This is a genomic window from Lentzea sp. NPDC020367 (assembly GCF_044387305.1).
In the GTDB taxonomy this organism is placed as follows: domain Bacteria; phylum Actinomycetota; class Actinomycetes; order Mycobacteriales; family Pseudonocardiaceae; genus Lentzea.
Genome location: NZ_JBIRVV010000013.1, coordinates 256,112 through 279,985, shown reverse-complemented (window position 1 = coordinate 279,985; position 23,874 = coordinate 256,112). Strand labels below are relative to the sequence as shown.

18 protein-coding genes are annotated in these 23,874 nt (G+C 68.5%); 8 read left to right on the top strand and 10 right to left on the bottom strand.

Features of this window, described 5'->3' with window-relative positions; all coding sequences use genetic code 11:
- Both ACH413_RS38755 and ACH413_RS38750 read left to right on the top strand, forming a co-directional pair.
- On the top strand, window positions 1-150 hold a 150-nt coding region (locus ACH413_RS38755), incomplete at its 5' end, for an acyl-CoA dehydrogenase family protein (RefSeq protein ID WP_396425563.1).
- Between the two features lie 126 nt (window positions 151-276).
- Window positions 277-3,003, top strand: coding sequence for a hypothetical protein (locus ACH413_RS38750; protein WP_360043614.1), 2,727 nt, complete (start codon window positions 277-279; stop codon window positions 3,001-3,003).
- On the opposite strand, the gene ACH413_RS38745 is transcribed toward ACH413_RS38750, so the two are convergent.
- Window positions 3,000-4,535 (bottom strand): acyl-CoA dehydrogenase family protein, encoded by a 1,536-nt coding sequence (locus ACH413_RS38745; RefSeq protein WP_360043617.1) that lies wholly within the window; start codon window positions 4,533-4,535, stop codon window positions 3,000-3,002. The two genes, ACH413_RS38750 and ACH413_RS38745, sit on opposite strands and share 4 nt — an antisense overlap.
- Before the next feature lie 71 nt (window positions 4,536-4,606).
- On the opposite strand from ACH413_RS38745, the gene ACH413_RS38740 reads away from it, so the two are divergent.
- Complete coding sequence (locus ACH413_RS38740; protein ID WP_396425555.1) at window positions 4,607-5,956, top strand: FAD-binding oxidoreductase; 1,350 nt, start codon at window positions 4,607-4,609, stop codon at window positions 5,954-5,956.
- Window positions 5,957-7,189, top strand: a complete 1,233-nt coding sequence (locus ACH413_RS38735) for a cyclopropane-fatty-acyl-phospholipid synthase family protein (protein ID WP_360043619.1) — start codon at window positions 5,957-5,959, stop codon at window positions 7,187-7,189. It begins immediately after the preceding gene.
- A 52-nt stretch (window positions 7,190-7,241) separates the two neighbouring features.
- Here the strand turns inward: ACH413_RS38735 and ACH413_RS38730 are convergent, their stop codons facing one another.
- From ACH413_RS38730 to ACH413_RS38715, 4 genes are all read right to left on the bottom strand, one after another.
- Window positions 7,242-8,072, bottom strand: a complete 831-nt coding sequence (locus tag ACH413_RS38730) for a trypsin-like peptidase domain-containing protein (protein WP_360043622.1) — start codon at window positions 8,070-8,072, stop codon at window positions 7,242-7,244.
- 66 nt (window positions 8,073-8,138) lie between these two features.
- On the bottom strand, window positions 8,139-10,172 hold the full coding sequence (locus ACH413_RS38725; RefSeq protein WP_360043625.1) for an EAL domain-containing protein: 2,034 nt from the start codon (window positions 10,170-10,172) through the stop codon (window positions 8,139-8,141).
- Window positions 10,173-10,347: 175 nt separating this feature from the next.
- Complete coding sequence (locus tag ACH413_RS38720; protein WP_360043627.1) at window positions 10,348-10,815, bottom strand: GNAT family N-acetyltransferase; 468 nt, start codon at window positions 10,813-10,815, stop codon at window positions 10,348-10,350.
- The gene (locus ACH413_RS38715) at window positions 10,812-11,912 is read right to left on the bottom strand and encodes an LLM class flavin-dependent oxidoreductase (protein WP_360043630.1); all 1,101 of its coding nucleotides are present in this window, start codon (window positions 11,910-11,912) and stop codon (window positions 10,812-10,814) included. Before ACH413_RS38715 ends, ACH413_RS38720 begins: the two co-directional genes overlap by 4 nt.
- 191 nt (window positions 11,913-12,103) lie before the next feature.
- Between ACH413_RS38715 and ACH413_RS38710 the strand changes: the two genes are divergently transcribed.
- Entirely contained in the window at window positions 12,104-13,798 is a 1,695-nt protein-coding gene (locus tag ACH413_RS38710; protein ID WP_360043633.1) for an FAD/NAD(P)-binding protein, read from the top strand.
- Here the strand turns inward: ACH413_RS38710 and ACH413_RS38705 are convergent.
- Genes ACH413_RS38705 through ACH413_RS38695 form a run of 3 tightly spaced genes read right to left on the bottom strand, consistent with a single transcriptional unit; the run spans window position 13,787 to window position 16,442 of the window.
- Window positions 13,787-14,254: a flavin reductase family protein gene (locus ACH413_RS38705; protein WP_319975316.1), complete on the bottom strand. Its 468-nt coding sequence runs from the start codon at window positions 14,252-14,254 to the stop codon at window positions 13,787-13,789. The genes ACH413_RS38710 and ACH413_RS38705 overlap by 12 nt on opposite strands.
- Complete coding sequence (locus tag ACH413_RS38700) at window positions 14,251-14,730, bottom strand: NAD(P)H-dependent oxidoreductase (protein WP_360043636.1); 480 nt, start codon at window positions 14,728-14,730, stop codon at window positions 14,251-14,253. The genes ACH413_RS38705 and ACH413_RS38700 overlap by 4 nt, the downstream gene beginning before the upstream one ends.
- Window positions 14,731-14,786: 56 nt before the next feature.
- On the bottom strand, window positions 14,787-16,442 hold the full coding sequence (locus tag ACH413_RS38695; protein ID WP_360043639.1) for an FAD-binding dehydrogenase: 1,656 nt from the start codon (window positions 16,440-16,442) through the stop codon (window positions 14,787-14,789).
- A 72-nt stretch (window positions 16,443-16,514) separates the two neighbouring features.
- Between ACH413_RS38695 and ACH413_RS38690 the strand changes: the two genes are divergently transcribed.
- Entirely contained in the window at window positions 16,515-16,934 is a 420-nt protein-coding gene (locus ACH413_RS38690) for a cupin domain-containing protein (protein WP_360043642.1), read from the top strand.
- Window positions 16,935-17,223: 289 nt separating this feature from the next.
- Here the strand turns inward: ACH413_RS38690 and ACH413_RS38685 are convergent, their stop codons facing one another.
- Entirely contained in the window at window positions 17,224-17,910 is a 687-nt protein-coding gene (locus tag ACH413_RS38685; protein WP_360043645.1) for a hypothetical protein, read from the bottom strand.
- A 27-nt stretch (window positions 17,911-17,937) separates the two neighbouring features.
- On the bottom strand, window positions 17,938-19,773 hold the full coding sequence (locus ACH413_RS38680; protein ID WP_360043647.1) for a tetratricopeptide repeat protein: 1,836 nt from the start codon (window positions 19,771-19,773) through the stop codon (window positions 17,938-17,940).
- A 43-nt stretch (window positions 19,774-19,816) separates the two neighbouring features.
- On the opposite strand from ACH413_RS38680, the gene ACH413_RS38675 reads away from it, so the two are divergent.
- Window positions 19,817-20,356: a hypothetical protein gene (locus ACH413_RS38675; RefSeq protein WP_360043650.1), complete on the top strand. Its 540-nt coding sequence runs from the start codon at window positions 19,817-19,819 to the stop codon at window positions 20,354-20,356.
- Window positions 20,357-20,610: 254 nt separating this feature from the next.
- Window positions 20,611-23,844, top strand: coding sequence for a S8 family serine peptidase (locus tag ACH413_RS38670; RefSeq protein ID WP_360043653.1), 3,234 nt, complete (start codon window positions 20,611-20,613; stop codon window positions 23,842-23,844).
- Window positions 23,845-23,874: the final 30 nt, after the last annotated feature.

The following is a 23,874-nucleotide window of genomic DNA, read 5'->3' as shown; positions in this document are numbered from 1 at the left end:
GCCCGCGACGCCACGCAGATCTTCGGCGGCTACGGCTTCATGAACGAGTACCCGGTCGGCCGGTTCTACCGCGACGCGAAGATCCTGGAGATCGGCGAGGGCACCTCCGAGGTGCAGAAGATGCTGATCGCCCGCGAGCTCGGTCTCTAGTCCATTCCGGCTGAATAACTCCAAAGCACCAGTTCCAAACGGTCTGTCCGGCTACCGTCGCTTGCCTTCCGCACGAGTGTGAGGGTGCAGATGACAGGTAGCCGGACAGAGCCCGTTTTCCCGGGTTTGCGAGATCTGCTCGGAGTCATTCACGGTCTTTGCGACCGGCCGGGGTTCTTCTACCGGAGCAAGACCGAGGAAGTGGTCGGTGACCAGCCACTTCCGTTGCTCTACCTGGAGAGCGAAGCCAGTCCGACGCCATTCCTGCACGCCCTCGAGCACAAGCTCGACGAGGGACGTCCGGCAATTCCGCACGCCTATGTCGACGTGTCCGCGGTACGCGCTGAAGTGGACAAGAGATGGCCACCGGAAGCGCGGGAGACCCAGCCGCTGTTGCCGTTGCTGGACGTGCTGAGTCATCGGCTGTCGGAGGTCCACGTCGGCAGTGAGCGGCTGACGCGGTTCGACCACTACCGGCTCGTCGACTGGCTCACGAGCAAGAGGCTGCCGCGCAAGCCGGGGCGCGACGACCGGGCAAGCGTCATCGAGTTGCTGCGGCAGTGGACCGGCAAGAGCGGCGAGGACGGCGAGGCGCTCAACCGGGCCGTCGACGCGTTCATCCCGAACCTCGTGACGAGGCTGGGGCTCGGGCTGGTCGCCTGGGTCGGCAGCAAGGCGGGGTTCCGCTGGCTCGGCAAGCGGGTGCCTGGGCTCGCGCGCGAGTCGAAGTGGTTCATGCGCGGGCAGAACTTCGCGCTGCCCAACCACTCCATCGAGTTCCTCGGGTTCGCGGAACGACTCACGCTGGGCAGGCGCGAGTCGGAGAACACCGAGCAGATCAAGCTGCTGCTCGTGCACGCGTTCCTGGAGGACCTGCGGATCTCCTACCGGCGCCGCCGCCGGTTCCTGCCGCGCAGGGCCGGGTTCCGCCGCACCGCCTACATCCCCGTGCTGCTCGACGGCGTGACGAAGGAGAACGGCGGCTGGGAGCTGCTGGAGCTGATCAACGACGTCCGCAACGAGACGGGCGAGCTGGACCCGTTGCTGGTGATCGCGGCCAGTTCGGTGCAGCCGGCGCTGTCGCAGCGGCTCGGGACCACGCCGGTCGCGCCGGACGAGACCGCGGACGCGCTGGCGACGTGGCGGGAGGAGCTGCCGCGCAAACGGCAGATGCTCGCGCCCGACGCCCGCTACCTCATGATCAGGCTGCCGTTCCCGAGCGAGGACAAGAAGAAGTGGAAGGGCGCGCCCGCGTTCACCGCGGCACCGGCGCGCTGGCTCGCGAAGTCGCGGCGGCTGGAGGCGATCATCGCGGCGGTGGTCCTGGTGCTGCTGGTGCCGGGGTTCGTGGCGGTGCAGAACAACGTCAAGGCCAACTGCTCGATCGTCGGTTCCGCGATCTCACCCGGTGTGTCGACGCGGCTGATGGAGGTGGAAGGCAACGTCGAGTGCCTCGGGTACAGCGACAACAGCGGCCAGGTGTTCGGCTCGAACGAACGGCTGCGGTGGACCCAGCAGGCGGTCTTCGCGCAGAACGGTGAGGCGGAACGGCTGCACGACTCGGAGCCCGCGCGGCCGCTCGTCTCCCTGCTCTACTTCTCCAGCCTCACCCACAAGGACAGCAACCCCGACGCCGACCACTCCAGGGCGGAGGAGCTGGAGGGCATGCTGCTCAAGCAACGGCAGCAGAACGACAGGTCGAGCTCGGGACCGCTGCTGCGCGTCGTGGTCGCGAACGGCGGCGGGAAGATGGGGCGCGCGGACGACGTGCTGTCGGGGATGCTGATCCCGTTGCTGGAGAAGGACCCGAGCATCATCGGCGTGGTCGGGCTCGACCGCAGCGTCGAGCAGACCCAGAAGGTCATCAGCGCGCTCGGGTCGCTCGGCGTGCCGACCATCGGCACCACGCTGACCGAGGCGTCGCTGCCGAAGCTCTCGACGACGTACTTCCAGCTCATCCCCGGCAACGTCCGCCAGGCCGACCTCGTCAGGAGGTACGCGCAGCACGTCGGCGCGACCAAGGTGACGATCCGCCACCCGAGGCTCGGCGGGACGGACGTCTACCTCGACAACCTGGTCAACGTGCTGGGGGAGGAACTGGCCAGGGAGAAGGTGCCGTACGAGGCGCACGAGTGGGTGAACAGCCCGCAGGAGGTGCCGTCGCAGTGCGTCGAGGACCACTCCAGCGAACTGGTGTTCTTCGCGGGCCGTGAGGAGCACTTCGGCGAGTTCCTGCAGGCGGTCGGCAAGGACTGCTACGACAAGAACCGCCTGCCGCGCATCCTGGCGGACGACGCGATCATCCGGTTCATCGCGCAGAAGGCCAGCCGCACGCGTGACTCGCTGGCCGGCATGCGCGTGTCGTACGTGAGCATGGCCGGGCTCGTCGTGCTCGCCGGCAAGTCCTGCGTCGAGGGCAAACCAGACCAGAAGGTGCGCGGCGGCCTGCCGCTGGACGCCTTCTGCGCCGGCTACAGCAGGCTGGCCCAGGAGATCCAGGATTCGGGGCTGCCGGCGGAGGACAGGCCCGCCAAGCCGTGGCCGGGCGAGCACATGGCGGTCGCCTACGACGCGGCAGGGCTCTTCCTCGACGCGGTCGGCAACGCCCAGGCCCGTCTGTCCGGACACGCCCCGCACCGCGGCGCGATCGGAGGGGAGCTGCGCGAGCTGGAGTTCTTCGGCGCGACGGGACGCACGAACTTCAAGGCGTCCAGGGTCGGTGAGACGCGGAACTTCACGATCCTGGAGATCGCGAACATCCACGACTTCGAGCAGCAGCCCACGTGCGTGTTCCTGACGGGCGACCTCTACGGGCCGGACTCGCCTCGCCAGGACAACGGTTGCCCTGCCTAGATCTTGGGCACGACCCGGTCGATGATCGAGGCGAAGTCGGTGGACCTGGGGAGCGTGCCGAACGCGACTCCCCAGTCCCCGCCGAGCCGTGAGCCGAGGAACGCGTCCGCGACGGCGGGGTGCCCGTGCTTGACCAGCAGGGCACCCTGCAGGATCAGCGCCATCTTCTCCACGACCCGGCGTGCCTGCGACTCGTCCACATCGGACAGCGCGACGCCGAGCTCGTTCAACGCCCTGTCGACGCGCTGGTCGACCCCGCTGACGGCGGCGAGGAACTCCTGCACCGACTCGGGTTCCCTCTTCATCGCCCGCAGCACGTCCAGCGCGGCGACGTTGCCGGAGCCCTCCCAGATCGACATCAGCGGCGACTCGCGGAACAGCCGCGGCATGCCGCTGTCCTCGATGTACCCGTTGCCGCCCAGGCACTCCAACGCCTCGGCGGCGTGCACCGGACCGCGTTTGCACACCCAGTACTTGGTGACCGCGAGCGCGAGCCGCGGCCGCTCCTGGGCCAGCCACATCGCGGTGGTGGTCGCCGCCTCGGACTCGATCGCGAGGTCCGCCAGCACGTTGCGCATGGCGGGCTGGTCGATCAGGTAGTTCCCGAACGCCTTGCGGTGCGCGGCGTGGTGGGCGGCCTGCCGGATCCCGAGTCGCATGCCCGCCGCGGTGCCGAGGACGCAGTCCAGCCGGGTCGTGTTGACCATCTCGATGATCGTCCGCACACCGCGGCCCTCGTCGCCGACCCGGTGCGCGAACGCCTCGTCGTACTCGATCTCGGCGGACGCGTTGGACTTGTTGCCCAGCTTGTCCTTCAGGCGCTGCAGGAAGAACCGGTTGCGGGTGCCGTCCGGGAGCACCCGCGGCACCAGGAAGCACGTCAGCCCGCCGGGTGCCTGCGCGAGCGTCAGGAACACGTCCGACATGGGCGCCGACGTGAACCACTTGTGCCCGGTCAGCACGTAGCCGTCGGTCACCGGCTTGGCGACGGTGGTGTTCGCGCGGACGTCCGAGCCGCCCTGCTTCTCGGTCATGGACATGCCGGCGATCAGGCCCTGCTTGCCCAGCGGTGCCCTGAGTCCGAAGTCGTAGTTCCGGGCGGTGAGAAGGGGTTCGTAGATTTCGGCCAGTTCCGGCGCGACGCGCAAAGCGGGCACCGCCGCGTAAGTCATCGAAATCGGGCATCCGTGGCCGGCCTCGACCTGGGACCACGCGTAGAACTTGGCTGCCCTGTTGAGATGCTCACCGTCGACATAGGCGTGCAATCCGTGCGAAACGGCCACGTTCATCAGTTCGTGCCAGGCCGGGTGGAACTCGACCTCGTCGATCCGGTTCCCGTACCGGTCGTGGGTGTGCAGGACCGGGGGATGGGCGTTCGCCAGCCTGCCGTGCTCCTGCCACTCGTGGCTGCCCGCGAGCCTGCCCAGTTCGTGCAGCTCGGGGCTGTCGACCCAGCTCAGCAGGGCCGGGTCGGCCGCGACGTCGTGACCGCTCAGCGGCGGCACCTGGTTGGTCACCTCGTGCGTAGCCATGCCTCGCACGCTACTACTCGCGAGTAACTTTGGGCAGGGTGTGTCGAAAGATCGCTGGCCCATTCGGGCTTTTGGGCGCGACAACGACGCTGACGAGGAATAACGTCGTTCTGGTGAGGGACCATGGGCACAGCTCGGCCGTGGCTGCGCTGAGCGCGCAGTACGCCGCGATGCGCGAAGGTGCGCCAGTGCGGCTCGCGAAGAAGACGTCGAACCTCTTCCGCTTCCGGGCCGACCAGGCCGGCGGACTCGACGTCGGCAGGTTCGACCAGGTCCTGTCAGTGGACCCGGTCGGACGCACCGCACAGGTGCAGGGCATGACCACCTACGAGAACCTCGTCGCCGCGACACTTCCCCACGGCCTGATGCCGTTAGTGGTGCCGCAGCTCAAAACCATCACCATCGGCGGTGCCGTGGCGGGTCTCGGCATCGAGTCCACGTCCTTCCGCAACGGGCTGCCGCACGAGTCCGTGCGGGAGCTGGAGATCCTCACCGGCGACGGCGAGGTGGTCGTCGTCAAACCGGACGACGACCTGTTCCGCGCGTTCCCCAACTCCTACGGGACGCTCGGCTACGCGCTGCGGCTGGAGATCGAGCTGGAGCCCGTGCGGCAGTACGTGCGGCTGCGGCACATGCCGTTCGGGTCGTTCGAGGAGTGCGCCGCCGTCATAGAGGAGGTCTGCGCGGACGGCTCAGCGGACTTCGTCGACGGCACGGTCTTCTCACGGGGTGAGATGTACCTGACGTTGGGGCACTACGCCGACATCGCGCCGTACACGTCCGACTACACCGGCAACCAGATCTACTACCGGTCCATCCAGAAACGCCGCACGGACCACCTCACGATCCACGACTACCTGTGGCGCTGGGACACCGACTGGTTCTGGTGCTCGCGGGCGTTCGGCGCGCAGAACCCGGTCGTCCGTCGCATGTGGCCGAAGCGCTACCTGCGTTCGGACGTGTACCGGCGGCTGGTCGCCAAGCACCGGCAGTTGCGGCCGCGGGTGGACGTCGAGCCGGTGATCCAGGACGTGGAGATCCCCGTCGCGGGGCTCGCCGAGTTCCTCGACTTCTTCGACCGCGAGATCGGCATCACGCCGGTGTGGCTGTGCCCGGTTCGCCTGCGCGACACCACGGCCTGGCCGCTCTACCCGATGGACAAGGACACGCTGTACGTCAACGTCGGGTTCTGGTCGGAGGTCCCGGTCCGCCCGGGAGAGAAGATGGGTGACCGCAACCGGCTGATCGAGCGCGAGGTGGCTCGGCTGGGCGGCCACAAGTCGCTGTACTCGGACTCGTACTACACCGAGGACGAGTTCTGGCGGCACTACAACGGTTCGCACTACCGGTCCGTGAAGAGCCGGTACGACCAGACGAACCGCTTGCCTGATCTGTACGCCAAGTGTGTCAGGGGACGATGAATGCGGTTGGCCTCCATTTTCCAGCGCATCACAGGTGGCAGCGACGTTCGCTTCCAGGCCTACGACGGCAGTACCGCCGGGCCTTCCGCGGCCTCGGTGTCCATCGACATCAAAACACCGGAAGCCTTGTCCTACCTGGCTTCCGCGCCGGGTGAACTGGGCCTGGCCCGCGCCTACGTGACGGGCCACCTGGAGATCCTCGGCGACGTGCACGCCGGTCTATCGCAGCTCTCCGAGTTCTCCCTGCGGGAACTCCCGGTGCTGCAACGGCTGGAGCTGCTGCGGTTCCTGGGCCGGATCCGGTTCTCGCACAAGGTCTCCCCGCCGCCACAGGAGACCCGTCTGCACGGCCTGCGTCACTCGAAGGCGCGTGACTCGCAGGCCATCGCGCACCACTACGACGTCTCGAACCAGTTCTACGAGTGGATCCTCGGCCCGTCGATGGCCTACACCTGCGCGGTGTACCCGTCGCTGGAGTCCACTTTGGAACAGGCCCAGTTCGCCAAGCACGACCTGGTGGCGCGCAAGCTGGGACTCAAGCCCGGCATGAAACTGCTCGACGTCGGCTGCGGCTGGGGCGGCATGGTCATGCACGCGGCCCGCGAGTACGGGGTGCGCGCGATCGGCGTGACGCTCTCGCGCAACCAGGCGGAGTGGGCGCAGAAGGCGATCGTCGAGGCCGGGTTGTCGGACCTGGCCGAGGTGCGGCACCTCGACTACCGGGACGTGCGCGAGACCGGGTTCGACGCGGTGTCGTCCATCGGCCTCACCGAGCACATCGGCAAGGCCAAGCTGCCGGCGTACTTCTCTTCGCTGTACCGGAAGCTGAAGCCCGGCGGCCGTCTGCTCAACCACTGCATCACCAGGCCGAACAACAAGGAACGGGCGCTGTCCGGTCCGTTCATCGACAGGTACGTGTTCCCGGACGGCGAGCTCGTCGGCCCCGGACACCTCGTGTCGCTGATGCACGACACCGGGTTCGAGGTGCGGCACGAGGAGAACATCCGCGAGCACTACGCACTGACCCTGGCCGCGTGGAGCCGCAACCTCGACGCGCACTGGGACGAGGCCGTCGAGGACGTCGGCGAGGCCAGGGCCCGCGTGTGGCGGCTGTACCTGGCGGCGTCCCGGCTCGGGTTCGAACGCAACAACATCCAGCTGCACCAGGTGCTCGGGGTGAGGCTGGACGGGACGACGTCGCACATGCCGTTGCGCCCGGACTGGCTGTCCTAGGACGGACTGAGGGCCGCGGCTTCGTGCCGCGGCCCTGGTTCTTGGGGAGGTTCTAGCTGAGCTGGCCCACGATCTGCTTGGCCGTGTTGGACGGGATCGCGAACCCGATGCCCACGCTCCCGGCCTCACCGCTGCTCGACGCCGGCGAGTAGATCGCCGAGTTGATCCCGATCAGCTCACCGGCCGCGTTCACCAGCGCACCACCGGAGTTGCCGGGGTTGATCGACGCGTCGGTCTGGATCGCCTGGTACGACACGGGTTGCGAGCGACGGCTCTCACCCGGCACGGTGACCTTGCGGTCCAGGGCCGAGACGATCCCGGTCGTCGCGGTGCCCTGCAGGCCGGACGGCGAGCCGATGGCCATCACCGCGTCACCGACCTTCACCGAGCCGGAGTCCGCCCACTTGATCGGCGTCAGCCCCGAGGCCCCGGAGACCTGCAGCACGGCGAGGTCCGAGGTGGCGTCGGCGTTCACGACGGTGGCGGGCAGTTCCTTGCCGTCGTTGAACTTCACGGTGATCTGGCCGCCCGCGGCCGCCACGACGTGGTTGTTGGTGAGGATCTTGCCGTCGGCGGACAGGATCACGCCGGAGCCGAGGCCGTTGCCGACGTTGACCTGCACCACGGAGGGCAGCACGTCCGAGGCGACGGCGCTCCAGTCCAGTGTGGACGTGTTGGAGATCGTCTGCGCGGAGACGGAAGTGGAGGTGGGGGTGGAGTCCGGCGAGGCGATCACCGCTCCGGTGACGCCGCCGAACAGGCCCGCGACGAGTGCCGCGGCCGTCAGCATCGGGGCCGTTCGGCGCCAGAACTTCGGGGCGACGACGACGGGCTGCGGTTCCACCAGTGACCCGCTCATCGCGGGGAAGCTCTGCTCGGTCATGACTCAAAGATGGACCCCCATCATGTGAGCCAGCTGTGCCGAAACCCTGGAAAACCCTGATAAGAACTAGCTGAGAAGAAGCGCGGAGACCTCGGCGGCCGACAGCGGCGGGCCGAAGTGCGCGCCCTGCCCGCCCGTCACGCCCAGCTCGGCCAGTCGCGAGGCCTCGGTCTCGGTGCGGACGTCCTCCGCGTACAGCGGCAGCCGCAGGATCGACGCCCACGTCAGCAGCGTCACCGACGCGCTCTCCTCCACGCGGTTCGCACCCTCGTCCAGGCCGTGCACGACGGAGCCGGTGAACTTCACGCCGGTCAACGGCAGCCGGCGCAACCGGTCGACGCCGACGTTGCCGCCGTTCACCTGGTCGAGCACCAGGCCGACGCCGCGTTCGGCGAGGATCGTGAGCTCCTCGAGCTGGTCGTCGTTCAGCAACGCCGGCAGGTGCTCGTGCAGTTCGAAGCGCAGCAACGACGCGGGCAGGCCCGTGCGGTCCAGCACGCGGGCGACCTCGGCGACGAGTTCGGGTTCCTGGCACAGCCGCGGCGGCAGGTCGATCGACAGGGCGGGCATCCGCTCGCCCAGCGCCCGGTGCCAGTCGCTCGCGTGCCGGCACGCGTCGTCCAGCGCCCAGTGCACGAGGCGGACGATCATGCCGTTGTTCGAGGACTGGTCGAGGAACGAGTCCGGGCACAGCACGCCGCGTTCGGGGTGGTCCCACGCGATCTTGGCTTCCAGCGCGAGCACCGAGCCGTCGGCCAGGGAGTGGACCGGCACGTAGTCGACGCGGAACTGGCCCTCCTCCAGCGCACCGGGGATGGACGCCGCGAGCGCGTACCTCTCCTTGTCGTGCACGTCCCGTTCGCGGTCGTACAACGCCCACTGCGCCTTGCCGTCGCGCTTGGCCCAGCCGACCGTGACGTCCGCCGCGCGCAGCAGGTCCGCCGCGTCACCGCCGCGCGCCGCCCGTGCCACGACGCCGACGCTCGTCGTCACGCCGACGCCGTGCGCGCCGAACCAGATCGGCTCCTCCAGGCGTACCGTGAAGTCCTCGACCAGGGCGACGACGCTCCGCACGTCCTGCGGATCCTTGATCAGGACGCCGAACTCGTCCTCGCCGATGCGCGCGATCTTGGCGATCTCCTCGGAGAACACCGCCCGCAGGTGCGTCGCGACGTGCATCAGCACCCGGTTGCCCGCCTCGTGCCCGAACGCGTCGTTCACGCCGCGGAACCCGTCGATGTCGACCTGCACGAGCGCGAGGGTGTCCGGGCCCTTCGACCCGGTGGCGCCTTCCAGCCAGCCGAGGAACTGCGCGCGGTTCGGCAGGCCCGTCTGCATGTCGTTGAGGCTCTGCCGCACGAGCTGCGTCTGCAGCGCGCGCATCTCGTTCATGTTCTCGATCATCGTGACGAGGTACGGCGGCGCGTCGTCCCCCTCGCGCACCATCGAGATCGCCATGTGCGTCTGGATGGTCTCGCCGTCGCTGCGGACCATCCGCTTCTCGACCCGGATGTTGTCGAAGTCCGACGCGATCAGCTGCTTCGTCATCTCCCGCAGCCCGGCCCTGTCGTCCGGGTGCACGAGGTCGCGGCCGCTCATCCTGCGCACCTCGTCGTGCCGGTAGTCGAGCATCGCCAGCAACGCCTCGTTGACGTCGATGATCTCGCCCTTGAGGCCGCTCACGACGATCCCGAACGCCGAGCTCTCGAAGATCGCCCGGAACTTCGCCTCGCTCGCCCTGACCGCGCCCTCGGCCCGGCGCATCGTGGTGATCGCGGCCGTGCGGCTGAGCTCCTGCTGGTCGAGCGTGCGGTCGCGCAGGCCCTCCGCGTACCCGGCGGCGAGCGCGGCCAGCTGGGGTTGCGTGACGGGGATGTGCTCACCGAGGCACGTGAGCGTCTGCTCCAGCGTCGCCGAGGAGATGAAGTCGTGCTCGACCATGGACCGGCCGACCCGCCGTGCCTCGCCCACCCCGCCACTGAGCAACTGCTCGACGTAAGCGCCGAGCAGTTCCTCGAGCTTCTCGCGCGTGAAGTTCGCGACGAGGGTGTTGGAGATCGCCGCCGCCCAGGCAACGGCGGGCTCTCGGCTGTCGACCATGTTCATTCAGCTCAGGTGGCCATTCGGAATCGGTCGAACGGGTGACAACCCCACTCGGTCGCACCACCGGGTGTGGGCCCGACCGGCAAGTTTACTGATCACTCAGAACCTGTCCAACGGAACCCTGAATCCCGGTCGAGATACAGCACTCAGGCCACGAATTCACTCGTTTGAACTAATGAATCACCTTGCTGAAGGCCAGTGGGCCAATTGTTAGAGGGTCTGTATCAACGTCGAACAACGGTGTGTAACCGGTCGCCAGGTACAACCCTTTCGCCTCCGGCTGGCGAGGCCCGGTGGTCAGGTAGATCCTGGTGTACCCAAACGTTCGCGCCTCATTCTCCAGTTCCACGAGCACGCGGCGCGCCAATCCACGCCTGCGGTGCTGTGAATGCGTCCAGATCCGTTTCAGCTCGGCGGTTTCGGCGTCGAACCGCTTGAACGCGCCACCCGCGACGGCCACTCCGGCTTCCATCAGCAGCAGGAACTGTCCGTTCGGCGGCTCGAACACATCCGCCGGCCGTTGCATCTCCTCTGCGCCCATCGGACCGTAGCGAGAGGTGTATTCGTACGTGAGTTCTTCGACTAATGGCGCCGCGTCCGGATCCGATTGCCGGACGCGGCGGACTTCGAGCGTCGTCATGCGGCGTTGGCCCGGTCCCGCTTCGCGACCTCCTCGCGCACGATCGGAATCACGTACCGGCCGAAGTCGATCGCGTCGTCGAGCAGGTCGTAACCCCGTGCGGACAGGATGTCGACACCGAGGTCGTAGTAGTCCAGCAACGCCTGTGCGACGGTCTCCGGAGTGCCGACCAACGCGTTGGAGTTGCCCGCGCCACCGGTCGCCTTCGCCGTCGGCGTCCACAAAGCACGATCGAATCGCTCGCCGCGTTCCGCGACGGCCAGAAGTCGTTGCGAGCCGGTGTTCTCCGGATTGGTGAGCGAATGCCGGCGGCTCAGCGGCCCGTTCGCCTTCCGCGCCTCGATCCGGTCGACCGTCCGGTGTGCCTTCTCCCACGCCAGTTCCTCGGTCGGCGCGATGATCGGCCGGAACGCGACCTGGATCCTCGGCACGTCCGTGCGTCCGGCGTCCTTCGCCGCCTGCTTCACCGACTCGATCTGCTGCGCGGTCTCGGCCAGCGGCTCGCCCCACAGGCAGAAGATGTCGGCCTCCGCGCCCCCTGCCGCGTACGCCGCGGGGGAGGAGCCGCCGAACGACACGTTCGGGCGCGGCTGCTGCACCGGGAACACGTCGCTCACGAAGTCCGCGAAGTGGTAGTGCTCGCCGTCGTGGTCGAACGCGGACCTGCTGGTCCAGGCCTTCTTGACGATCTGGATGTACTCGCGGGTGCGGCTGTAGCGCTGGTCCTTGGTCAGGTAGTCGCCCTCGCGCTGCTGCTCGTGGTCGGTGCCGCCGGTGATGAAGTGCACGGTCAGCCGGCCGTCGCTGATCTGGTCGAGGGTCGCGAACGTCTTGGCGGCGAACGTCGGGTAGGACACGTTCGGCCGGTGCGCCAGCAGGATCTGCAGCTTGTCGAGCTTGCTGGCGAGGTAGGCGGCCGCCGCGGAGGGTTCCGGCGCGCCCGATCCGTACGCGAACAGCACGCGGTCCCACCCGTGCTCCTCGTGCGCCCTGGCGAGCCTGAGCGTGTAGTCCTTGTCGAACGCGCCGCTTCCCGACCGCGGCGTCGTCTCCGAGCCGTCGTTCGTGGCGGCGATCCCGAGAAACTCAACTGGCATGACCGATTCCCCAGAGCTGTTGGTGGGATTGGGGCGCGTTGAGGGAGGCGCCCTTCGAGTGCACACCCGGATCTCGTTCGCCGCAACGACGTCCACAGAGCGGGATTTGCTTGCACGCGCGGGGTACTGTGGTGGTGTTCGCGTTGAGGGGCGCGGCTCGTTCTTCGTTGCCCTCCAACGGAAAGACGCGCATGCGCTCACTCGTCGTCATCGGTGGCGGTCCTCGTGCCGCCGGCCTGCTGGAACGCATCGCCGCCCAGTCGCCCACGCTGCCACTGGCCGTGCACGTCGTCGACCCGCACCCACCTGGGGCGGGCCGGGTGTGGAGGCACGCCCAATCCCCGTTGCTGCGCATGAACTCCATGGCCGAGGACGTCACGGTCTTCACGGACGACTCCTTTGACGGCTCGGGCCCGGTTCGTCCCGGTCCGTCGCTGGCGGAGTGGACCGACATCGACCCGACGTCGTTCCCGTCCCGTCAGGTGCAGAGCACGTACCTGGCGTGGTTCTTCGACCACGTGAAGAAATCTCTGCCTCCGAACATCTCTGTGACCGTGCATCAGGCGACGGCGCTGAAGGTCGTCGGCAACTGGGTGTGGCTCGACAACGGCGAGTCCCTGAACGCCGACGTGCTGGTGCTCGCGCTGGGGCATCTGGACGCCGAACCGGAACCCGAGCACCGCAAGCTCGCCGAGCACGCGTCGGAGCACGGCCTGATCTACGTGCCGCCGCTGTACTCCGCCGATGCGGACCTGTCAGCGGTGCGGGGCGATGTGGTGCTGCGCGGGTTCGGGCTCGCGTTCATCGACCTCATGGTGTTGCTGACCGAGGGCCGCGGCGGCCGTTACGTGCGTGGTCCGGAAGGGCTTTCGTACGTGCCTTCCGGTGCCGAGCCGACGCTGTACGTCGGTTCGCGGCGGGGCGTGCCGTACCACTCGAAGACCGGCTACCGGTTGCAGGGACGGCGTCCGACGTTGCCGAACTTCTTCGTCGCGGACGCCTTGAAGGGGCAGGAACTCGACTTCCGGGACGACGTGTGGCCGTTGATGGCCAAGGAGATCGCCTGGGGCCACTACCACGAGCTCTTCACCGGACATCCCGGTCTGGTGCGGATGCCGTTCGTCGAGTTCGCCACGTCGTTCGCCGCTTTGCCCTGGTACAGCGAGGAAATGCGCGAGCTGGAACTGCTCGCCGTGCCCGATCCGGCCGACCGCATCGACTTCGAACGGCTCGACCGTCCGCTGGCCGGCGTCACGTTCGCGTCGGCCGAGGAGTTCCAGGAGCACCTGCGCGCGTACGTCGAGGCGGACGTGGCCCGGCGCTCGGATCCGCGGCACAGCGCCGATCTGGGGGCGTTCCTGGCCCTGCTGTCGGTCTACGGCCAGCTGGCGGGCCTCATGCCGTTCGACGGCTGGTGGCACGGCTACTTCAGCTACCTGGCCTCCGGGCCGCCGCCGGACCGGCTGGAGGAGCTGCTGGCGTTGTCGCGCGCGGGAATCGTGCGGTTCCTCGGCGCCGACATGTGGGTGGACGCCGTGGAGGACGCCTTCGTGGCCGGCAGCGCGACGACGCCGGACGTGGTGCGCGCCAACGGTTTGATCGAGGCCCGGCTGCCGACGCACTCGTTGTCGCGCACGGCGGATCCGGTGCTGCGGTCGTTGCGCGCGGTCGGTGACGTCTCCGAGGACGCCGCCGGGCTGGTCCGGGTGTCGCCGGTGGGCCGCCTGATCAACGAACGCGGCGAGGAGGATCCCGTCCGGTTCGCCGTCGGCCCGTACACGACCGGGAAGGCGTTCGCGGCCTTCGCGCGACCGAAGACGAACGCCCCGGCGTTCCGTCAGAACGACGTGATCGCCAGGGCGTTGCTCGAGCAGCTAGGCGACTGAGGTGTAGCGCCCCTGGTGCCGCACCAGGGGCGCGGCGATGTCGGTGTGCGTGATGTCGAGGGGCTCGCCGACGAGCGCGATGTGGTCGCCCACCGCGATCCGCCGCGACGTCCGGCAGCGCAGCCGCACGGGAGCGTCCAGCAGCAACGGCACACCGTCGTCATCGGGCTGCCAGCGCGTGCCGGGCCCGAACCGGTCGACGCCCTTGGTCGCGAACAGGTCCGCCAGCCCGGTCTGCGCGGCGTGCAGCAGGTGCACGGCGAACAGGGGCGCGGTCCGCAGCACCGGCCACACCGAGGCGCCTTCGCCGATCCAGACGACGACCAGCGGCGGTTCGAACGAGACCGAGGTGAACGAGGAGACCGTGGTGCCGACCGGGCCTTCCTGGCCGGTGGCGGTGACGATCGTGACGGCCTGGGCGTGGTGCTTCAACGCGTTGCGCAGCTGTTCCTTCATCGCAGCACCTTCAGGGCGTCCAGGTCGAAGTCCGTGGCGTCGGCGGGAAGCGAGGCCTCGTTGAGGAACAAGGCTTGTGGCACCAGCGCACCCAGCTCGGCCAGCACCGGCCGCAGGTGCACCTCGACGGCCAGCGCGTGCTTGTCCGACGCGGCGATCTGGAGCGGTACGACGACCTTGCCCTTCAACCACCCCGGCGGCGCCTGGTCCAGCACGGCCTTGAGCAGGCCGGTGTACGCGGCCTTGTACGTCGGCGTGGCCACCACCAGGACGTCGGCCTGGCCGAGCGTCGCCAGTGCGGCCTTGATCGTGTCCGGTTCGGTGAAGACGGCGGGTGCGAGGTCCGCCGCCTCGATGACAGGCCCGTCGACGGGCACGCCCAGCGTCGAGGCCAATGCCTCGCGCAGGGCCAGGGCCGCCTGCAGCGTGCGCGAGGCGGGCCGCGGGTTGCCGACCAGAACACCGATCTGCGTCATGCCTTCAGCACAGCCGCAAGCCGGGGGACCGTCAACCCGCGTCCACCACGCGAGAACTACTTGACTGCTTCCGCCGCCGAACGCCCGGCGACCCGTCCGGAGAACAGGCATCCGCCGAGGAAGGTGCCCTCCAGCGCGCGGTACCCGTGCACGCCACCGCCACCGAACCCGGCGGCCTCACCGGCGGCGTACAGGCCCGGCAGCACCTCGCCGGACGTGTCGAGCACCCGCGACGACAGGTCGGTGTGCAGGCCGCCCAGCGTCTTTCGGGTGAGCACCGACAGCCGCACGGCGATCAGCGGACCGGCCTTGGGGTCGAGCAGCCGGTGCGGCTCGACGACCCGGATCAGCTTGTCGGTCAGGAAGTTGCGGGTCTGGCGGATCGCGTTGATCTGCATGTCCTTGCTCAGACCCGCGGTGACCTGGCGGTCGCGTTCGACGATCGTCTTCTCCAGCGCGGCCGCGTCGATCCTGCTGTCCCCGGTCAGCGCGTTCATGCCGCGGGCGAGGTCGGCGACCGTGCCGGCCTGGATGAACTCCTTGGACTTCTGCGCGAACGCCTCGACCGGCGCGACCGCACCCGGCAGCGCGCGCTTGAGGACGGCCTTCGTGTCCTTGCCCGTCAGGTCCGGGTTCTGCTCGGAGCCCGACAGCGCGAACTCCTTGCCGATGATCCTCTTGTTCAGCACGAACCACGAGTGCTCGTGCCCGTTCGAGGTGATGTGCTGCAACGACCCCAGCGCGTCGAAACCGGGGAACAGCGGGATCGGCAACCGCTTGCCGTCGGCGTCGAGCCACAGCGGCGACGGGCCGGGCAGGATGCGGATGCCGTGCCGCGACCACACCGGCGCGTAGTTCGCGATGCCCTCGGGGTAGTGCCACATGCGGTCTTCGTTGATGATCGCGCCGCCGGCCTTCTGCGTGATCTCCATCATCGAGCCGTCCACGAAGTCCGGCACACCGGCCAGCATGAACTTCGGCGGCTTGCCCATCCGCTCCGGCCAGTTCTTGCGCACCAGGTCGTGGTTTCCGCCGATGCCACCGGACGTGACGATCACGGCCTGCGCCTTGAGGGAGAAGTCGCCGACGACGTTGCGCGAGCTGGGTTCGGCCCGCTGGACGGACGACGGCTCCAGCACGTCACCGGACACGCCGTCGCACACACCGTTGGTGACGTTGACGCTCGTGACCTTGTGGCGGAACTTCAGCGTCACGAGTCCTTTCGCGACACCCTCGCGCACCCGGCGCTCGAACGGTTCGACGATGCCGGGACCGGTGCCCCACGTGACGTGGAAGCGCGGCACCGAGTTGCCGTGCCCGTCGGCCAGGTAGCCGCCGCGCTCCGCCCACTGCACGAACGGGAACCAGCGCACCCCCATGTTGTGCAGCCAGGAGCGCTTCTCACCGGAAGCGAAGTCCACATAGGCCTGTGCCCACAGCCGTGGCCAGTGGTCGCTCTCCCGGTCGAACGCCGCCGAACCCATCCAGTCCTGCAGCGCCAGGTCGTGCGAGTCCTTGACCCGGAGCCTGCGCTGCTCGGGGGTGTCCACCAGGAACAGCCCGCCGAACGACCACCAGGCCTGGCCGCCGAGCGACGCTTCCGGCTCCTGGTCGAGGAGAATGACCTTGCGACCCGCGTCCGCGAGCTCTGCGGTCGCGACGAGACCTGCGAGGCCCGCGCCGACGACGATGACATCCGCGTCATGTGCCATCGGGCGAGTCTAGATCTACCCCAGGTCACGCACGAGACCTGAGTCAATTTCACTTTTTGGGGGATGTTGAGGATGAGCTTCCGACCGGCCTCTGAGGTGGGCTTCACCACTCCGACCACGCGTTTTGTCGCGCCGGGCTCCGTCACGAACGGCGAGTTCGGCCTGTTCGAGTGGCGCATGGAGGCCCACCAGCCCGGCGCCCGGCCGCACTTCCACAAGACGTTCTCCGAGTCGTTCTACGTGCTCGAAGGCGAGATCACCCTGCTCGACGGCGAGGAGTGGGTGACGGCAGGCGAGGGTGACTTCCTCTACGTGCCGTCTCACCGACCGCACGCGTTCCGCAACGACAGCGACGCTCCCGTGCGGATGCTGATCCTGTTCTCGCCGGGGATCGCCCGCGAGAACTTCTTCCTGGAGGTCCGCAACGCGAAGGGACTCTCGCCCGAGGAGCTGGTCGCGTTCTACGAGAGCCACGACCAGTACAACCTCTGAACTCGGCTGAGGGTGCCGTCGACCGCCACTACCGGTGAGGGGGGTTTACCGGAGTGCCGGTCGACGGCGGGTTGACCGCGGCGCGAGCACGCATCGCCTGCGGAAGGGCTTTTCCGACCTGGGGGTGTCGGATCGCCCTGGCGCGCAGCTCGAGCGCCGACGGCCAACCACATTGTTGAACGTACAACCGGACCGCTGTGTTCCGGTCGGCTTTCACTGTGACCAGGCTCAATTCCTTCAGCTCGTCTTCAGGTTCTGAACGGGTCAGACGCAGCTGGTGATCAAGTGCTCACGAAAGGTCGTTGAGCTTGCGTTCTGCGGCCTTGCGAGCCTTCTCGGAGGCCGACGTGACCCGCTTGGCGTCCTCCAGCCGTTCCGCCGCCCGGTCGAACGCCCGCTGGGCCGCCAGCTGGTCGGCCTGAGCCTCGCCCAGAGCCTGCTCGGCCTCGTCCAGCACCTGCTGCGCCTCGGCCCGCTTGCGCTCCTGCCGTTCACGCCGCTTGCGGGCCAGTGCGTCCTCGCCGTCCTGCGCCGGCTCGGGCGTGGGCAGCGCGAACCCGAACCCCGAGTACTCCAGCCCCTTGGTCAGGTGGCCGTTGCGCACCTGCTCGGCGGACTCCGGGTCGGCCATCGCGGCCGTCAGCGTGTTGCGCACCTGCGTGACGGCGTCGTCCGCGAGCGGTCCCGTCAGCTCCAGCGTGCGGTAGACGAGAGCCTCCATGAGCTCCTTGCGCTTGCGGCCGAGCTCCCGCATGGTCAGCTGCGCCGTGGAGAGCCCCAGGGCCTCCTCCAGGCCCTCGGGAGCGTCCCTGACGAGCTTGTTGACCGCCCAGGCGCCCACGGTCGGCCTGCGCAGCTCGGCGATGGCCTTCGCGAGGTCCTTGTCGTCGGCCTGCTTGGCCGCGGCGTTGCGGGCCGCGGTGAAGTCCTTCGGAGGCAGGCCGTAGAGCTCGTCGGCGACCGGCTTCAGGTCCATGCGCGCAAAATAGCGCCTGACCGCCGGTCAGGCGTCCCGAATGGTCTGGAGCGAGCCCTGAGCCGCGGTGACGATCAGGTGATCCGGTCCGAACAGCTCGATGCCGATGGTCCGCACGACCAGGAGCAGGCTTCTCGCCAGTTCGACCTCACCACACGCGTGGAGCGCCACCCCGAGCTTGCCGGCGGCGAACAAGGTGTTCGGATGATCAGGGCCTGCCGTGCGCCGATACGTGTCCCACACGTGCTCGCACACCCTTCGCTGCTCGGCGGAGCGGCCGAGTGCCCCGTACGCGTCGCTGAGCAGCGACTGCGTGTAGATCGCGTCCGGCCTCACCGCGAGGGACCGTTCGAGCACGATCACGGCCTGCTCCGCACGTCCGGTGCTCGTGTAGGCGTAACCGAGGTCGTCCAGGGCGCCGAACTGCTCGGTGCCGCCGAGCGGCTCGTCCCGCCACGGTTCGAGCACGGAGACGGCCTCTTCAGCCCGGCCGATCCTCAGGCAGTACTGGCCGAGGACCCTGGCCGAGACGAGCGTGCCGGGGTGGCCGGCGCCGTGCACCTCACGGCTGGTCTCGAGGTCGATCCGCAACTCGGCCAGCAGGTCGTCGAGCCCGCTCGGCGTGCAGGCCGCGGCGACCCTGCGGGCGGTCAGGAGCAGCTCCCGGTCATCGCTGAACCGTGCGACGCACTCCGCGTACACCTCCTCCGCGATCGCACCGGCCCGGGCGAATCTCCCGGTGCTTCCCAGGAAGCTCGCCTCCCACATCCGCAGACGCAGCACGGCCTTCGACACGGGCCGGCCACCGGCGCCGGCCCACAGCGCCTCGATCTGCCGCACGAGTTCGTCGCCACCGAACTCGACATGACCGAGGAGCAGTTTCGCGGCGAGCTCGGTCCCGTCGTCCAGATCGCGGACCACCCGCTGCACCAGTCGATGCACGAGCACGGACGAGTCGCCGGCGAACTCCACCAGCGACGCCTCGTGCAGCGCCACCAACTCGTCGTCGAAGGAGTCGCCGAGCATCTGCCTGGACACGCCGTCCGGCGACAGCACCGACAGGATCCGGACGAGTTCGCTGCCCTGGAACGGTTCCAGGGCCATCAGGATCGCGGTGGCGGCGCCGAGCGGGTACGGGTCGCCGTCGCGCCGCTTGAGGTACTTCTCCGCCGGGAACTTCCGGAAGTTCTGCAGGTACTTCGCGAAATCCCACCGGGCAGCTCTGATCCGTGCCGCCGCCTGCGCGAGCGCCAACGGCAGATGCCCGAGTTCGGCGGCGAGTTCGGCGGCGTCACCGTCCAGTCCGGTGGCTTCGCGCAGGAACCGCGACGCGTCCTGCGGCGCGAAGACGTCCACCGGCACCTCACGGCCGAGTTGCGACCCTCGTGCGGTGCTGGTGATCAGCACCTGACAGCCGCTGACGGACGGCAGGTGCGGCCGGACCGCGTCCAGCGACACCACGTTGTCGAACACCAGCAGGGCGTTCCCGGACCGCGTCTGCAGGTGGTTGCGCACTCTCGTCGCCGCGATCTCGGCGCTGTCCTCCGGCCGGTACAGCCCGAGCCGGTCGGCCAGTTCGACCATCCCCGCGATGATCTGGCCTGGCGTTTCCGCCCCGATCCACGCCACCAGCCAGCCGTCCGAAACCCGTTGCCGCGCATGAGCGGCTGCCAGCTGCGTCTTCCCGACCCCGCGCTGCCCCGTGACAACGCACACGGGCTCACTCAACAAATCCAGTGCGGCAGGCGTCTGAAAGTTAGGTGGTTCGTGCGGGATCAGGCCCGTGACCACCTGGTCGGCAGGCACGGCGGGCAGACCGCGGTATTCCGCCCGCACCGGCATCCGGCCGTCCTGGTTTCGCACCGAACAATGCTAGGCCCCGCAATCGGGTAAACAGGATGGAGACATGCACACCAGGTGGAGATGGTTCCTGTTCGGCCTCGGCGCAGCCGTGGCCGCGATCGGTCCGCTCGCAGCCAAGGACGGCCCCTGGTACGCGTACGTCTTCGGTGGCCTGTGGTTCCTCATGGGCGCGACTGTCGCGTGGCGCACCTTCAGCATGGGCACGAAGCTCACGGCCGAAGGCATCACGTCGAACGGGCTCGACCGCCAGAGCACCGTCGAGTGGTGCGACGTCCAGGGGTTCGAACCGAAGCGCAGCCGGAACCTGATCTTCTTCCACACCATCACGCCCGCGGCACAGCTCCGCCGCGGCACGCACGTGCTGACCGAGCTGAGCCTGCTCTCGGTCAAAAAGGACTCGGTGCCCGAACGGACCGCCAAGCAAGTGACGGAACTGCGGCAGGCGTTGGCCAAGCATCGCGCTAACTGCCCCGAGTGCGGAGCGCAGCCGAAAGCGCTCGTGACCGGGCAGGGGATGGTGGCTCGCCTGCGGTCCCGATTGCGCTCGCTAATGGGCGGAAATAGCGATCAGTCCATCGCCTGATCACGGGATCCTGTTACACGCCAACACCGTTCACCGTTGACACAGCCTTGACATTCCCCTCCATCAGCTCTTGACTGGAGAGTGGTTGCTCGTTCCACGGCAGAAAAGAAACGCGCAGCACTAAAAGGCCGCCCGTTCAAGCCGCTGAACAGTCCAATGTGGATCTAACAATTACTCCGGTCCGACGATTGCCCCTCGTGAGGCGAAGAGATGTGCTTCGGAGCACTCTTTACCCCACGAAGGGCACATGCGCCGTGAAGAACTGGAGACGCCGCACCGGAACGGTCTTGCTGACCGCGGTGCTGGGCACTACCGGGTTCGGCTTCGCCGCCACCCCCGCCATCGCGCAGAACGCGTCACAGCAGCCTGCCGCTGACAAGCAGCTGGACAAGACCGACCGCGCGCTCGTCGAGGAGGCCGCCCGCGAGGGCAAGCCGACCGTCGACCTGCTGGTCGCCGCGGAGGACGGCAAGACCGACGCCGCGGTCAACGACCTCAAGGCGCTCGGCGCCACGGTCCAGAAGACCGAGAAGGACGTCGACTACGTCAAGGTGACCATCCCGCGCGAGAACGCGGAGAAGGCCGCCAAGCTGGCCTCGGTCAGCACCGTGGACGTCGACGGCCTCGTCGCCCTCGACAACCCGCGTCCCGAGGGCATGGAGAGCCCGGCTCCGCAGAAGGCGCCGGACTCGAAGACCCCGCGCACCAACCCGTACATGCCGACGCAGGACACGCAGGCGGCGCAGTTCGCCACCGCGCACCCGAAGTGGGACGGCCGCGGCACCACGATCGCGATCATCGACTCCGGCATCGACCTGGACACGCCTGCCCTGCAGACGACCAGCACCGGTGAGCGCAAGATCGTCGACTGGTACAACGCGAACGCCACGAACTCCGGCGACGGCACCTGGGTCACCATGACCAAGACCGGTCGCGTCGGCAAGTTCACCGACAGCGGCCGCGAGTGGACCGCGCCGGCGACCGGTGGCCCGTACTCGTTCGGCCTCTTCCGCGAGACCGCGGGCGACCTGAACCTCGCCAACAGCGAGACCGGCGGCGACATCAACCGCGACGGTGACCGCACGGACGCGTTCGGTGTCCTCCAGGACATCACGACGAAGGAAGTCTTCGTCGACACCGATGGTGACGGCAACTTCACCAACAACAAGCGCATGATCGACTACAAGGTCAAGCAGGACAGCGGTTTCTTCGGAACCGACAACCCCGCGACCCCCGTCGCCGAGCGCGTCGCGTTCGTCGTGCAGACCGACCGGTCGATCTACGACAACGCGGGCACGCCGTACGTCAACCTCGGCATCGCGGGCGCCGCGCACGGCACGCACGTCGCCGGCATCACCTCGGCCCACAAGCTGTTCGACGGCAAGATGGCCGGTGCCGCCCCCGGTGCGAAGCTGATGGCCATCAAGGCCTGCCTCTCCACGCCGTCCTGCACCAGCTCCGGTCTCATCGACGGTGTCCTCTACGCCGCGCGCAACGGCGCCGACGTCGTGAACATCTCCATCGGTGGCCTCCCGGCGCTCAACGACGGCAACAACGCCCGTGCGGAGCTCTACAACCGCACGATCAACGAGTACAACGTCCAGCTGTTCATCTCGGCCGGCAACTCCGGCGCGGGCTCGAACACCGTCGGTGACCCGTCGGTCGCCACGGACGCGGTGAGCGTCGGCTCGTACATCACCAAGGAGACCTGGCTCTCCAACTACGGCTCGAAGACCGCGCAGAAGCAGAACCTGCACGGCTTCTCGTCGCGCGGCCCGGCCGAGGACGGCGGCTTCAAGCCGAACATCATCGCGCCCGGTTCGGCGATCTCCACCACGCCGCGCTGGCAGCCCGGTGGCCCGGTGGCGGGCACCTACGCCCTCCCGCCCGGCTACTCGCAGTTCAACGGCACCTCGATGGCCGCCCCGCAGGCGACCGGTGCCGCCGCGCTGCTCGTGAGCGCGTTCAAGGCCACGCACAACGGCACGAAGCCGACCAGCGCCGAGCTGCGCTACGCGATCCAGCGCAGCGCGAACTACGTCGCCGACCTCGGTGCCTACGAGCAGGGCGCGGGCCTCTTCAACACCAACGCCGCGTGGACGTTGCTGGACAAGCACTCCGTGCCGGACAAGGTCACCACGTCCGTCGCGGTCAACACCGTCCTCAGCGGACTGCTGGCCACCCCGAACGTCGGTGTCGGCATCCACGACCGTGAAGGCGTGACCGCGGGCCAGGAGTACACCCGCACCTACACGCTGACGCGCACCACGGGCCACGACGACGAGACGTACAACGTTTCGTGGAAGGGCAACGACGGCACGTTCACGGCGCCCAAGAAGGTCAACCTGCCGCTGAACAAGCCCGTCCAGTTCGCCGTCAAGGTCAAGGCCAAGACCGCCGGCGCCCACAGCGCCGTCCTGCAGCTCGACAACCCGGAGACCCCCGGTGTCGACGCGCAGACCCTGAACGCGGTGTTCGCGGCGGAGAACTTCAACGCCGCCAACAAGTTCTCGGTCACCAAGTCCGGCACGATCGCGCGCAACCAGTCGACCAGCCTCTTCGTGAACGTGCCCAAGGGCACGAGCGCGCTGAAGGTCGACCTGGCCGGCGGCGGTGCCGAGGCGGGCAAGGGCCAGGTCCGCTTCCTGCGCTACACCCCGCAGGGCATCGGTTTCGACAGCAACACGTCGACCAACTGCTACAACCCGGACGCGGGCGCCGGTTGTGCCGGTGGCACCCCCACCAGCCGCACGGTCGCGAACCCGATGGCCGGTGTGTGGGAGATCGTGATCGAGGCGCGCCGCACCTCCGACGCCGACGAGGCGCCGTACTCGGTGACCGCGTCCGTGCTCGGCACGTCGGTCAGCCCGAACCCGGACACCATCGCGTCCGCGACGCTGGGCACGCCGATCGAGCGCACCTACACCGTGACGAACACGCAGGCCAGCTTCAACGGCCGGCTCGCGGCGCAGCCCGCGCTGGGCAGCGCGAAGCAGGCCCGTCCGACGATCGCGAACCTCGATGTCCAGCAGTACCCGGTCGCCGTCGGCGCCGGCGCGACGCGGCTCACCGCCACGATCGGCAACACCGCCGACCAGGGCGCTGACCTCGACCTGTCCGTCTACAACTGCACGACGGGCACGTGCGTGCTCGCCGGTCAGTCGGCGGACGCGGACTCCGAGGAGTCGGTGACGATCGCCAACCCGGCGGCCGGCAACTGGCTCGTCGTGGTGGACGGCTACGCGGTGCCCGCGGGCACAACGGCGTACGACTACTTCGACGTCTACACCTCGGCCGCTCTCGGCACGCTGTCCGTGACGGACAGCAACGCCGACCGCGCCGCTGGTGCGACGTGGAACGCCACGGGCGTCATCACGCCGCAGGGCCAGCCCGGTGCCGGCCGCGTGCTGCGCGGTGAGCTCGAGGTCCGCACCGACGAGAACGTCGTCGTCGGCGGCGGTGCCGTGATCATCCAGTCCGTCAGCTAGTAGCTCGTAGCAACGCAGAAAGCCCCAGGG

Coding starts and splice junctions, on each gene's coding strand:
- ACH413_RS38745 (WP_360043617.1), bottom strand. CDS start 4,535: ATGGCTACGCACGAGGTGACCAACCAGGTGCCGCCGCTGAGCGGTCAC.
- ACH413_RS38735 (WP_360043619.1), top strand. CDS start 5,957: ATGCGGTTGGCCTCCATTTTCCAGCGCATCACAGGTGGCAGCGACGTT.
- ACH413_RS38730 (WP_360043622.1), bottom strand. CDS start 8,072: ATGACCGAGCAGAGCTTCCCCGCGATGAGCGGGTCACTGGTGGAACCG.
- ACH413_RS38725 (WP_360043625.1), bottom strand. CDS start 10,172: ATGGTCGACAGCCGAGAGCCCGCCGTTGCCTGGGCGGCGGCGATCTCC.
- ACH413_RS38720 (WP_360043627.1), bottom strand. CDS start 10,815: ATGACGACGCTCGAAGTCCGCCGCGTCCGGCAATCGGATCCGGACGCG.
- ACH413_RS38715 (WP_360043630.1), bottom strand. CDS start 11,912: ATGCCAGTTGAGTTTCTCGGGATCGCCGCCACGAACGACGGCTCGGAG.
- ACH413_RS38710 (WP_360043633.1), top strand. CDS start 12,104: ATGCGCTCACTCGTCGTCATCGGTGGCGGTCCTCGTGCCGCCGGCCTG.
- ACH413_RS38705 (WP_319975316.1), bottom strand. CDS start 14,254: ATGAAGGAACAGCTGCGCAACGCGTTGAAGCACCACGCCCAGGCCGTC.
- ACH413_RS38700 (WP_360043636.1), bottom strand. CDS start 14,730: ATGACGCAGATCGGTGTTCTGGTCGGCAACCCGCGGCCCGCCTCGCGC.
- ACH413_RS38695 (WP_360043639.1), bottom strand. CDS start 16,442: ATGGCACATGACGCGGATGTCATCGTCGTCGGCGCGGGCCTCGCAGGT.
- ACH413_RS38690 (WP_360043642.1), top strand. CDS start 16,515: ATGAGCTTCCGACCGGCCTCTGAGGTGGGCTTCACCACTCCGACCACG.
- ACH413_RS38685 (WP_360043645.1), bottom strand. CDS start 17,910: ATGGACCTGAAGCCGGTCGCCGACGAGCTCTACGGCCTGCCTCCGAAG.
- ACH413_RS38675 (WP_360043650.1), top strand. CDS start 19,817: ATGCACACCAGGTGGAGATGGTTCCTGTTCGGCCTCGGCGCAGCCGTG.